Origin of the sequence: Nostoc sp. PCC 9305 (assembly GCF_963920915.1) — a bacterium.
Classification (GTDB): domain Bacteria; phylum Cyanobacteriota; class Cyanobacteriia; order Cyanobacteriales; family Nostocaceae; genus Nostoc.
On the sequence record NZ_CAWUDN010000063.1, the window covers coordinates 15,620 to 27,854 of the forward strand.

The 12,235-nt window shown below is 42.1% G+C and carries 13 protein-coding genes; 7 read left to right on the forward strand and 6 right to left on the reverse strand.

Annotated elements, in window-relative coordinates; translation table 11 throughout:
• Positions 1-16: 16 nt before the first annotated feature.
• The 3 genes from ACM0OX_RS22160 to ACM0OX_RS22170 form a co-directional block, all read right to left on the reverse strand.
• Positions 17-1,372 (reverse strand): hypothetical protein, encoded by a 1,356-nt coding sequence (locus tag ACM0OX_RS22160; protein WP_414517133.1) that lies wholly within the window; start codon positions 1,370-1,372, stop codon positions 17-19.
• Positions 1,373-1,462: 90 nt separating this feature from the next.
• Positions 1,463-2,968, reverse strand: a complete 1,506-nt coding sequence (locus ACM0OX_RS22165; RefSeq protein ID WP_414517134.1) for a relaxase/mobilization nuclease domain-containing protein — start codon at positions 2,966-2,968, stop codon at positions 1,463-1,465.
• The gene (locus ACM0OX_RS22170) at positions 2,965-3,321 is read right to left on the reverse strand and encodes a plasmid mobilization protein (RefSeq protein ID WP_414517135.1); all 357 of its coding nucleotides are present in this window, start codon (positions 3,319-3,321) and stop codon (positions 2,965-2,967) included. Before ACM0OX_RS22170 ends, ACM0OX_RS22165 begins: the two co-directional genes overlap by 4 nt.
• A gap of 406 nt (positions 3,322-3,727) precedes the next feature.
• On the opposite strand from ACM0OX_RS22170, the gene ACM0OX_RS22175 reads away from it, so the two are divergent.
• The 6 genes from ACM0OX_RS22175 to ACM0OX_RS22200 all read left to right on the forward strand — a co-directional run bounded on the left by ACM0OX_RS22175 (position 3,728) and on the right by ACM0OX_RS22200 (position 8,414).
• Complete coding sequence (locus tag ACM0OX_RS22175; RefSeq protein WP_414517136.1) at positions 3,728-3,874, forward strand: hypothetical protein; 147 nt, start codon at positions 3,728-3,730, stop codon at positions 3,872-3,874.
• 273 nt (positions 3,875-4,147) lie between these two features.
• Entirely contained in the window at positions 4,148-5,296 is a 1,149-nt protein-coding gene (locus ACM0OX_RS22180; protein WP_414517137.1) for a ParM/StbA family protein, read from the forward strand.
• Complete coding sequence (locus ACM0OX_RS22185) at positions 5,293-5,931, forward strand: hypothetical protein (protein WP_414517139.1); 639 nt, start codon at positions 5,293-5,295, stop codon at positions 5,929-5,931. Before ACM0OX_RS22180 ends, ACM0OX_RS22185 begins: the two co-directional genes overlap by 4 nt.
• 45 nt (positions 5,932-5,976) lie before the next feature.
• Complete coding sequence (locus ACM0OX_RS22190; RefSeq protein WP_414517140.1) at positions 5,977-6,747, forward strand: mobilization protein; 771 nt, start codon at positions 5,977-5,979, stop codon at positions 6,745-6,747.
• 184 nt (positions 6,748-6,931) lie between these two features.
• On the forward strand, positions 6,932-7,717 hold the full coding sequence (locus ACM0OX_RS22195) for a DUF6753 family protein (protein WP_414517141.1): 786 nt from the start codon (positions 6,932-6,934) through the stop codon (positions 7,715-7,717).
• 151 nt (positions 7,718-7,868) lie between these two features.
• Complete coding sequence (locus tag ACM0OX_RS22200) at positions 7,869-8,414, forward strand: hypothetical protein (protein WP_414517143.1); 546 nt, start codon at positions 7,869-7,871, stop codon at positions 8,412-8,414.
• Between the two features lie 78 nt (positions 8,415-8,492).
• Here ACM0OX_RS22200 and ACM0OX_RS22205 read toward each other — a convergent pair whose 3' ends face one another.
• The 3 genes from ACM0OX_RS22205 to ACM0OX_RS22215 all read right to left on the reverse strand — a co-directional run bounded on the left by ACM0OX_RS22205 (position 8,493) and on the right by ACM0OX_RS22215 (position 10,256).
• Positions 8,493-8,816, reverse strand: coding sequence for a hypothetical protein (locus ACM0OX_RS22205; RefSeq protein ID WP_414517144.1), 324 nt, complete (start codon positions 8,814-8,816; stop codon positions 8,493-8,495).
• Between the two features lie 185 nt (positions 8,817-9,001).
• A complete protein-coding gene (locus ACM0OX_RS22210; protein ID WP_414517145.1) occupies positions 9,002-9,433 on the reverse strand; it encodes a hypothetical protein in 432 nt (143 codons plus the stop codon).
• A gap of 172 nt (positions 9,434-9,605) precedes the next feature.
• Positions 9,606-10,256: a primosomal protein gene (locus ACM0OX_RS22215; protein ID WP_414517146.1), complete on the reverse strand. Its 651-nt coding sequence runs from the start codon at positions 10,254-10,256 to the stop codon at positions 9,606-9,608.
• A gap of 329 nt (positions 10,257-10,585) precedes the next feature.
• Here ACM0OX_RS22215 and ACM0OX_RS22220 point away from each other — a divergent pair, with 329 nt between their 5' ends.
• Complete coding sequence (locus ACM0OX_RS22220; RefSeq protein WP_414517147.1) at positions 10,586-12,220, forward strand: AAA family ATPase; 1,635 nt, start codon at positions 10,586-10,588, stop codon at positions 12,218-12,220.
• Positions 12,221-12,235: the final 15 nt, after the last annotated feature.

Genomic DNA, 12,235 nt, shown 5'->3' on the forward strand with positions numbered 1-12,235 from the left:
AGAAATTGGAAGGGTATTACATCGATTTTGTCAATCTCTCGTTAATTAATCTTTTTGGTTTTCTTACGCATTGCTTTTTTGATTTGCGGTGTAACTTCCACTTACGAATGCTCATGACAATTGAGCCAAAGTCCCGACTGGCAAAGGCTGTTGTTTTATTTGCACTGTGCCAAATTGTATCTGCCTCAGTTGGTTCGAGTGGAGGTTTACAGCGATCGCAATATCGGTCAAATAGTTGACGTGGTTCGGGATGATAAGCGATTCGGTTTCTAGTGAGTAAATTAGATGTACCCAGTAGGTTACGAGCTAATTTATAGCCAGAATTGTTTCTGTTTCCCTCAAATTCGCCATAAGTTAGTAAAGTGCGATCGCTCAAAGTTAAACAGATAGACAAAGGAACAGACACTCCGCTAGCGCGTAGTTGTTTAAGAGATGAGCCATTATCTCTGGTTGTAGCCTGTGTTACTGTCCCTCGTCGGCAATGCAAGGTTGAGCGAGGAACAGTCACAGAAGGTTGCAGTAACGCTGCTTGTGGGTTGATAACTTCTCCATTTTTCGCTCTTGTGAGAAGTTGCACCCACTTGCGCCAACGTTGCTCAGAAAGTTCGTAGGGAAATAAGGCTGTAGAATCAAATGCGGTTTCTAGCTCTTCCAGGTTGTACTGACAGTTTGACCAATGCTCTAAGGTAATAGGGATGGTTGCACTCAATATTCCATCCACCACCCGTCTCCGAACCATACCTGGCAGTCTCATGGAACGAGCTAAGTTGCAAATGGCTGGATCTGCGTTTTGGATAATCGTCAGTTGGCGATTGAGGTACAGCCATTCAGCAGGATTCAAGAAATGGCTGCATTTAAAGTAAACGTGCAGGGATTTCCCACCTGTGTAAACTACGGCGGCGGGTTCCAAGTTGATTTCATCCTTTAACCGAACTACAGCTTGTCGCTGCTCACTCAATGCCAAATCATCAATTTCGTAGAACAAACATTGGCATTGACTAACGTGGTGATTGCTGATGCCCTTGTCTGGTTGGTTGGGGTAAAAGCTGACTGTAGCACCAAGATATGACATTTTAAATGCCAATGCCCAACCATCAGCATAGCGTTTAGGTGTCAGCCGCCAGCAGGTGTTGCCCTTTTTGTCTCGACCTCCGTAAGTACAGCAATAGAGTTGAAATCCTTGCTGGGTGATTTTACCGCAGAGAATGTAGTGGGAGTAGACAAATTGACCATTGCAGCAGTAGTTATTCCAGTTTTTAGGTATTAGGTTTGTGGGCAAGTCCCAAGAAATCCTGAGCCAAATTTTGGTTCCGGTGGTAAAGCCTATTTTTCTTAAGAATTTAATGGTTGTTTGTCTGGGATTGAAGGTCATGGCAGTTACGCCTACAAGTTCATTTCCCAGTGGCGCAATCGCGCTCTTGTTTACAAAATCTCAGTTAAACCCTAACTCTGGTTACTAATATTAAAGTTCCCAATCTTGAGACTCTGCTATTCGACTTTGATTGGGTTGCAGTTTGCTCAGGGTTAGCATCCTATTCCAGCCTGCTTCACCGGGAGAAACTTTTTTGGCTTGAGGTAGTTCAGCCAGTATCTCAGCTATCAAATCCTCAACTTTCTCATGATCTTTAAAAGCGATGACCACTGTATCGATCGCTCGCAAAAATTCTAAAGGTATTTGCTCGCTATCGCCTACACTCCAATACAATGTAGGTTTGCGCTTTTCTTTGTCAACAGTTGATTCTAAGGCAATGACAGAGAGAACTTCAATCGGGTCACTTAGTAGCACTACTCTTTCTACTGTGGCATCTGTAGCAATCCAAAAACTACCATTTTTCCTCGCTTCAGAGTTCAGGGGAATGGCGGTGAAGTTACCTGTTGGTTCTAGCTGCTTGGCAAGAGTTGGAAGATCATCGAGTGTACGTTCCACAAATATTGCTTGACCTGTTTGACTTGCATAGAGCCAACCCTTTTCATACAGTTCTGTGAGCAGAGAATTGGGTAAATTGTACTGCTGGCTTAACTTTAGGCGTATTTGCTCCCAGTTTGTTGGTTCTCGTGTAGGCAAGGAGTTTGTTTGAGTAACTGCTGGCGTGGGACTTTCAACAGTTTGCTCCATGAGTTTCTTTCTGCGTTTGTCATCCTGTTTTGGAGGTACTGCTGGTGTAGGATTTTCGACAGCTTGTTCCATGAGTTTCTGGATGCGTTTGTCATCCCGCTTGGAATTGTAGTTTACCCCTCGATGCTTTTGTAAACCAGGAAAGGTATATGCTTTACCCAGATGCGTACCACTAAAAGCCACACCATCAAGTTGGTAACTAATGCCTTTGACAATGCCTGTGCGAGTATAAACAACGCGGATATTAATACCTTGTTGTTGCTCTCGCTCTATTAACTCTGGCATAGTGGGATGGTCGTGGGTTGCTTGGTCGAGCGATCGCTGAAGTCTGACTCTAACGCTTTCTTCTCCAGTTCTGGCAATGTGCCTACGTTCGCCAGTAGTTGGACTGTGCTTATCTTTTTCCCAACTTGGTTGCACCGATTGCAAATTGTATTCCTGCTCCAACTTGCGAATTACCGCTTCACTTCTGCGATCGTCCCAGCTATCAGAAACTGTAGTGCCATCTAATTGAATGCGACTGGCAGCAATATGTATGTGTTCATGAGTCCGGTCAGTATGCCGCACTACGACATATTGGTTCATATCAAAACCCATTGCTTGCAGATACTTTTGGGCGATTTCATCCCAAGTATCATCATCTAAACTCTCTTTGTGGGTCAAACTGAGAGAAGCGTGATAAACAGCCCTGCTCACCTTCGGGTTTAATCTTCGAGATATACCAAATTCAGCTGCTAGTTCGCGTGGGTTTGTTCCTTCCATATTCCCACCGATTTGTCTTGCTCCATCTTTGCCAAAGAGGTAGTTTAGCAGTCCCCGAAAACTTTTACCTTTGATGTGCTTACCAATCATCCTTCATCTTGCAAATCAGTGATTAAATCAATTTCAGCAATCTCTCGCCGCACCTGTTTCACCAAATCTCTTACCTGTGACAACAATGCTCTATCTACGACCACAGGTTCTCCCATGAGTACTGAAGTATTGATTGCTTTAGCTATCTGGTTGAGATTGTTACCTATTTTCCCCAACTCCCAGTAAGTTTGGCCTGCTACTTTGGTGACACGCCTGGGCAATCTATTTTTCAGAGTCTTGGCACGAAACAATTCACTCATAGTGAGATTATTTTCATCTGCCATTAGCTGTGCTTTCTGGTATTCTGCCAAAGTCAGTCTAATGTCTATCCTGTGTGAGCGTTTCTGTCGCATTATTGATGCATTAGTCAATATCTGTTTTAAGTTTGACGACAGCACTATCATTTGTCATTGACCAAGCGGTTACTTACGATTCTGGTTCAATGCCAAGATGCGATGCGAGATAATCGAATGCGCTGCAATAGCTTTGGTTGAGTACTAAGAAAGTCAAGATAGCGCTAGGGATATTTTGAATATAGCAAAAGTAAGCGATCGCCTACGGCAAGGCGTAGCCCATCGCGCAATTAAAAAGCTAATCCGCCCAAACCTTGCAGAAATTTTCTAGGCTAAACTTTTACAGAGAATTTTCGTATCGTCTTCCCCTCTGTCACGGTGGTTGTCCTACTTAGGTAGGGGAACCGTGAAAAGAGGGCAAGTTTGTTGCCGCACCTGGGGGGTGCGTTTTTTCTCAAGAGAAAAAATGTCCGGACAGCAACATAGCTTGCTACTCACCAAAGGTTTTTTTGGGCTACTCAAATTAAAAACATCAGTGGCATTGAGTTGGCATTTAAGTGGCACTGAGTTGGCATTTTTTGACCATTTTATTGTCAATAAGCTTAGTTATTGATAAGAAGAATATATACATACTGTATGCAGTGGCGTTGAATTGGCACTCAATTGGGATTGAATTGGCACTCAAGTGACGCTTAAGTGGCATTGAATTGGCATTTGAGTGGCGTATTTTTGAATTCAATAGCATCAAAATAACTACTTGAGAAAATGCAGCCAAAAAATAACCAATGGGCTAATTTTTCGCCTTATAAAAATGGTCAGTGGGTAGATTGGCATGATTTATATTTGCACTTAACTTAAAGAAAAGCTTTTAGGTAAACCACAGTCAATGTCAAACTTGATAGTCAGTTTTGACCCTGGTGCTTCCTTGACCAAGATTGTTTACGAACTAGCAACTGAAGGCAAACCATGTTTAATGACAATGGAACCAGAGATGCTGAAGTTGCCTCAAAGTTCGATTGACGCTTATATGTCGAGTCGCAAGGGTCTGGAATCTCCTAAACCAGCAGATGAAGCCTGGGTGTCAAGTCCTGCGGATGGAGATACACAATGTACGGTAGTTGGATTCCTGGCACGGCAGTTTTCAGCATCTGCCAGACTCGATAAGCTCAAGTACGAAACCTCAATTCACAAAGCCTTGGCGGTTATTGGTGCGATCGCTCAACACAACAAATTGCCTAACAGGTTTTCACTATCACTGACCTCACTACTGCCCTATGGTGAATATCAAAATCGTCAAGCATTTGAGCAACAATTGCAGTCTGCACTCAAGGATTTTAGGTTTCGGGGTCAAAGGTTGCGGGTGAAACTGGAGCGATTCGAGTGCTTACCCGAAGGTGCGGGATTAGCAATGATTCGGCAACGCCAGAATGGTAAAGAATGGTTTAACGCCCAAACCATCGCAGTGCTAATGTTCGGGCATCGCAATACCAGCCTTCTATTATTTGAACGGGGTAAGATGACGGCGGGTTACACCAATGGGCTGGGCTTTCACCAAATGGTAAAGCGAGTAATTGAGCGCACATCTGGGCAGGATGCCACTGCTTTAACCTCTGCCATCTATGCAGCTGGTTCAGATATCACAACTGATAACCAAGCAATTCGCACTCTAGTCAAAAGTAGAGAACCTAAAAATATTGATTATGAATTGCAGATGATTGTTAATGCCATTGCTACTGCTAAAGCTGAGTATTGGTCTAGGCTTTACGATTGGCTGGAATCAACTTTACCTGCGGTGAACGAGGTGATTTTGAGTGGTGGCGCAGCATTGTACTTAGAGCAAGAGTTACAAGACTGCTTTCAAGAAATTTTAACTTATTGGGGTGCTGACTTACAGCAGCAGGTACAAGAAGTATTCAAGGATAAAAGTAATGATTATTGCCATACTTTCCGAGAGCAGGAAGCTTTGTCATTTAGGTTGATTGATGCGTTTGGTTTGTTTATGCGGTTTAGAGCGCAAATCGAGAAGGTAGCATGACTACAAATAAAAAACAACCCAAAAATAATGACAATAATAGACAGCCCAATAGTAGCGGTAGTTGTAGGCTGCCTGAAGGAACTGATACTAACAGACAAAGACAATATAAAAATTTGACTCTCCGGCTTCGTGCTTACTCAAATACTGTTGATGCAAAGCTAATTATATATTTGCAAAAAGGAAATGGAGTCAGTACTAGCAAAGAGATGGTGTTACAAGCATTACGAATGTGTTGGTTGCCTTTAGCATATCAAGCTAAAGCAAATACGGATGTAGAAATTAGTGATAAAGAGGTGCATCAGGTAGGGTTAATTTGTTGTCATGCCCTGGAGCAACATTTGGCCTATTTGCGAATGGAACTAGGATTACCGCATAAATCAAGTGATGTTTTGCCTGTACCTCTCAGCACTATGACCAATCCTCAAACGCTTGCTACTATGTTCGGTCTAGAAATTGGTAATAGCGGTGGTATTGATGATGAAAATGATCGTAATGCTAGCGCTAAAGGTAAAACTAAAGGCAATGGCAGTAGTAATAGTGACAACCAGCCAAAACACAAAATAGATTCTGATTCCTTCATTCCTGGTGAGGGGTCTTTCTATGATGATACAGACAATATGTTTGAGAATATTTAAGTATTTATTAATGCACATTTAGTCAAATCACAAAGGAGATTTAAAATGGCAGCAATTCACTTCATTGATGGTGAAAAAGGTGGAGTTGGCAAGTCTTTGTTTGCACGGGTTATGGTGCAATACTGCATTGACAATAAACTCTCTTATGAGTTGGTAGAAGCAGACCAAAGTAATCCAGATGTGGGTGCATTTTACCCAGATAATCATAAAACAGCAGTTTTTAGCGAATCAGAGCGTAAAGCTTACGATGCTGATGAAATTTTTAATTTAGCGTTAACAACTTCTGTCATTGTCAATTTACCTGCTCAAGTATACCCAGCAGTAACTGATTGGATTGAGCGTAATCAAATCCTAGAAATTACGGGGAAAAATAAGGTCAAAATATATAAGTGGTTTGTTTGTAGTGGTGGATATGACAGTGTTCAATTATTTATGCAATCTCTCGAACGCTTTGAGAACAAAATTAAGCACATATTTGTACGCAATTATGGTTTATGCGATGACTGGAAACATGTAGATGGACGTAAGAATTTACAGGATTTAATCAAAGCTCATAAAGTAGCTGTCATCAATTTTCCCAAGTTCAGCTATCGAGAGCGGGATATCCTTGATGCCAATCAGATAAATTTTTCTGCGGCTAGAGATTATGGAGAGTTAGGTGTATTGGGTAAGCAGCGATTACACAATTTTCTCAAAAAAGCTTCTGAGGAAATTGAGAAGGCTAAAATTTGGAACCTTCCAGCAGCTTCAATTACTTCCCCAACAGAAAAAGTTGATGATGCTAATGTCAACGGTAAGGTTGCTACCAAGAAGTAATCTAATTCAGGAGTGGTGTACATGGATAGCGGGGGGTTTAGCCTGTGCAATTAATTTTACTTTTTTACTCAGGACTCATTACTCAGCACTCAGCACTGTTTCGGTGACATCTCCCACCATCAAATCAAATTACCAAATGAGCGTAGGGTACGAGGGCGCTAATTAGCTAAAAGCAAATACAGATATGAGTAATTCTCACACTGAAGAACTCGATTTAGACGATGAATTTTTGGATTCAGTAGCTGCTAGAGGCAAAGGACTGAGCCAAATTCCTTACCCAACTTTACTAGATTTAGCCATTCGAGGTAAAGATGATTCATTTAAAGCTAGGGTTTGGGAAATAGTAGTCCAAACCGGACTTGACCCTGATGATCCAGCTTTTCTGATGATGATTGCTACTGGCAGGCTACAAGTATTGTTGGAAGACAATCCCAAAGAAATGGAAGCAATGTTTGACCTGTGGCAAACGCAGCTTTATGACCATCTCCAGACATATGAAAAGGCAGCAGTAAAAGGTCAGCAAAAAGCGATCGCTCAGGCTGTGACAGGATTAATTAGGCGTACTGAATTTGAGCGTGCTATTCATTCGGTTCCCTCTTTAATTGCTGCGGGAACACTGCTATTAATTGCAGCTGGAGTAGGCGGACTGGTAAGTGTAGCTGGAATGTCCTGGTATCAATCTAGTCATCTAGATCCTGCTGGGCCACGCCAACTCACACAAGCCCAAGCCAATGCTTTGGAATGGGCAACTAGTAATGAAGGTAAATTTGCTCACAATCTAATGCAATGGAATCAAGATTTGCTGAGTCGTGATCAAAACGGTCAACTTACTTGTGCTAAGGATGTTAAGCGTTTGGGGGTAACACTGGAAATTGGAGCAAGTAGCAGAAAAGCCTCGTCCGGGTTCTGCACGTTATGGACATCACCTAGTAATCAACGCCAGTTTGTATCTAAACCGCGTCAACCTTGAAAACCATAGTTTTTTGGAATCAGAGTAAAGCTCAGAACTCAAGCCACGCCAGAATAATACACTTTCCTTAAAACTCCAGGTTTCAAAATAGACGGAGTTTAAGTTAAAAAATTAGTTGTCAATTTCTCAATCGTAGAAGAGGATTCAGCAGATGTTTACCTGCAAAGTTAACTGGCTTTGGCTGCTGGTAATAGGAGGTATAGTTACAGCTTGTACCCCTACTACTGTAAATGTCAGTGGCAAGGATGAGAGGAATACGACTCAAGCTCAAGCTCAAACTGTGCCTGATTATCCACCGATGTATGATGTGGATGTTAAAGTTTGTGGCAATATCATTGCCCCCCTCAAGGATGGAAAACGTTGTGTCAATCAACAATTGCGTTTGTGGGGGCCAGTAGGAGAGGCAAAATTAGTTCGTGCTGGTATTTCTCTGCCATCAGTTTCTAGCGTAGAACATAAATTAGCGATCGCCTCGAAAGGCTGTTATCCTGTTTATTCCCAACCTGACCAGCAGCAGTTTTATTGGGCTAATTCCATTATTCAAGTCAACAGGGGAGAAACTGCACCCACAGTCGAAGTCAAGCCAACTCAACTTTCAAACCAGCAGATTTATGAGTTGATGACTAGTAAACTTTCCAGTCGGACAATTCCAACATTTGGCGGGGTGGGGTGCGAAGCTGCATCTTCGGTAAAATAAAGCTTTTACGGTTGAGGGTGGGCGGGCAAAAAAGTTACCCCACATTTTAGTGGGGCTGCTGTGAGAGCCAGCAGATAATTATGAAGCTTCAGCCCATCTAGCTGTACGTTGTTGTTTATGAGCTTTACGCCGCTCCCGTACTGCATCCAAATCTTTTAGTCCATACAGACGTTTGGCGTATGCTACTAGTTCATTGATGGGAGTTTCGCTATAATCCTGGCGAAACTGAATGTTATGTTCGTTCCAATCAAATTCTTGCTGATTAAAACGTGCTTGAGCAGCAAGTTCTCTGCCTGATTCCTCACGTAAAACTTCCAGTACCATTAATCGCACTTTATCCTGATAACCTATTACTTGATCCAACGCTTTTGTTTGTTGCTGATTACGAGTCATCTGAGTCATTTGATTATCCTTTGATTAACGAATTACTACATCTCACCTAGACAGCATCGACAGATGCCTTCTGAGTTAGAGTTCACTTTTGAATCTCTTGAATTCAGCAGCGATCGCTGCATTCAATTCTGTTTGTTGGATGCGGGTGGGCGGGAAATAGAATGCCCTGAATTAGATAATTCAGGGCATTGTAATTAATCGCCAATTTCTATATCTTCGTCATCTTCATCTTGTTCAAAATCGTCATTTATCAAGTCATCAGAGTTGTTACTTAAACCATTGAGTCCGTCCATACGTTTAGACCGAGCAGCTTTATGAGAAGCACGTCTATCTCGAATTTCATCAAGATTATTCAAGCCGTAAAGTTTGCGGGCATAATTCACCAGTTCTTTTAATGGTGTATTTACATAGTCCTTACGGAATTGGGAATTGTGTTTGTCCCAATCAAACTCTTGTCCGTTAAATCTAGCTGCTGCTGCTAATTCTCTTCCTGATTCTTCCCGCAATACTTCAATTACCATCAGGTGTACTTTTTCCTGATAAGTCATTACTCGTTCTAAAGCAGGAATGTGCCTTTCAATTTTACGTGATGCTTTAGCAGTTTTGCGAGCGTTAGCGTTAACCATGAGAATTACTCCTTGATATTTAGTATTTTTCTCATAGAAACAGCATCGAAAGATGCAATTCGCTCCAATTTAAATTCTTTATTCGACAAAAAAATAACCTGTATTGTTTGAGGCAATACATGGTTATTTTGGGTTATTATTCTGTCAATTCCTGAGAATAAGCCGGAGTTATTTACTCATCTTCATCTTCTTCATCTAATTCGTCATCTTCATCTAAATCTTCGTCTAGTTCATCTTCGATATCCTCCTCATCTTCATCCACGTCTTCGTCTAGTTCGTCATCTAAATCGTCAAGTTCTTCCTCTTCTTGTTCTTGGAAAGAATTACGACGTTCCAGAGATGCGCGGTTGAATTCAACTAAATCTGCTATTGCTTGCTCTGGGTCAGTGCTGATAGTGTCATACAGCATACTCATGAAAATTGCCACTACTTCTGGTGCATATTTGAGTGCATCTGGTTGTCCAAACAATTTAGTAAATAATTTGGTATTCCATTTTTGCCAATCAAACTTTTTGTTACCACCTTTCTTTTTGACTTGGGCTGCAATGTCAAGTCCGAGTTTTTCACGGGCTGCATGACCGATTTTAGTTGAAACACGCGAATCCCGTAGCTGCAACTTAACGCCGTATTCTTTGAAGATTAGGTTCCGTAATTCCTTCAACAATGCTAATGCCTCTTCTTGTGGTGAAGCATTCGCTACCTTTGATTTAGTTGTTGCAGATGTGCCATTGGTTTTGGCAGATGTTTTAGTATTAGCTCCGTTGCGATTGTTGTTATTGGTTCTAGCTCTAGCGATTCCTTCGGAGCGCTTTGCGTATGCCATTTTACAGCTTCCTTTAATGAAGTAAATTTTTCACCTCCTTGCCGCAATCGCGGCTTTCACATCCATTTCATTTCAATTTTTTTGCGATTTCAAACCTGTCTTTGCTGCGGCGACAAATTTATGCTTTGGAATTAAAAGATAAAGAAACGCAGTAGGAGCAGTTTCCGAAATTAACACTGTGCTAGAGGCGATGCCTGCGGCGGGCGTAGCCATCGCTCTTTTTCACATAAGAAATATAGCCAACCCGTTAGTAATAATTATCCGTGTGGCTAAAGCATCAGTAATAAATTTGCTCTAAAAGGGGAAAGTAAGTTGTTGAAGTCAGATTTATGAAGTTGACAGACTGGCCTGCTCTAGCTAACCAAAATGCTCCAATTGTGGCTGTGGAGTATCATACGCCTGACAGAATGCAAATACTACAGCAGTTTTACCATTGGGGTGAAGAACGTTCTTTGTCAGTCTTTGTCTGGAATCCTGGTTACTGTGGACTACAGCAATTAATTCAGCATCAAGGTCAGTACATCTTACAGTCAACTGACAGGGGTAAAGACGGGGACATTATTCAGTATCTTCTGGAGGAATATCAACCAGGCATTTATTTACTGGAGGGAGTTCTAAATGAGGGTGATGGTAGCAAAATAAGTCAAAAATTTAGCTATCAATTACTAAATGCCTGTCATCAAGCTCTCTGGAGTCAAAAACATCATTACTGGGTGTTATTGGAAACTTACGTTCAACTATCTCTAGAATTACAGCCTTTTATTCCTGTACTATCAAATCCACTTCCAGATCAACAGCAGGTGCAGATAGTTGTGGAGCAGTTTTGTGATGCCTGGGTTGGGAGTAGCCATCCTTGGCTTCAGCAGTTTGCTGAGTGCGATCGCGATTACCTCGCCGTAGCCGATCGCAATTCTTGGTTAAAGACAACAGAAAAAACATCAGCACTGCAATTGCTCTTTCGTGCCTGTCAGGGTTTACCCATAGGCGAGATCAATATGCTACTACACCAATGTCTGGGTTTTGCAGAGCAGCTTGAGGAAATCGCCCAATTAGTCCTAGAGCATAAAGTTAGCAAACTGCGGGATCGGGGTTTAGAATACATTGCTCAACCGGATGTACCTTCAGCCGGGGGATTAGATTTGTTGGAGAAAAGGTTGGAAACTATTACCTGTCTACTTCAACCTCAAGCAAAGCAATATGGATTGAAGTTTCCCACTGGGATGCTCTTATGGGGGCCACCGGGTACTGGTAAAAGTCTCTCTGCCAAGTTAGCAGCTAAGAAAATGGGATTGCCATTGTTAGCAGCTAATTGGGGTGTACTACTGGGCGATCGTCATCCAGACAGAGCATTAAAGGAGTTTATTGCTTTGGTGACTTCCCTTGCTCCCTGTGTACTTTATTGGGATGACTTTGATAAAGGCTTTGCTGGCTGGGACTCCAATGCAGATGGAGGTGTGGCACGGCGGCTATCTGCGGCTTTACTAACTTGGATGCAAGAGCATCAAGAGCCAGTTTATACCATTGCTACTGTCAATCGCTTGTCAATGCTACCTGCGGAATTAGTGCGCCGTTTTGATGATATCTTTTTTGTGGATTTACCCCATGAAGGGGCAAGATATGAAGTTTTCAATCTACATCTAGCTAAGTATTTTCCAGCTTTTCGAGACAATAACTCACCTTGGAGTGATGATCAATGGCGTAGACTGTTGGCTGAATATCGCATTTGCAGTCCGGCAGAAATTGGTAATGCAGTCCGTCGTTGTGCTGAAGAGGCTTTTTATCAAGGTAGACCTGGGGAAATTGAGTTTGAGGATTTGCTGACACAGCGACAAGAATTCACACCAGCTATGGAGCGAGAGTCAGAACAGATACAGGCTATTCGCAATCAGGCTATTTATGCTAAACCTGTGGCTAGTCTGGATGTTTCTCGATTTGCTTATCAGCACCGAGAGTTATTTGGGTGAGTCGAATGTAATTTT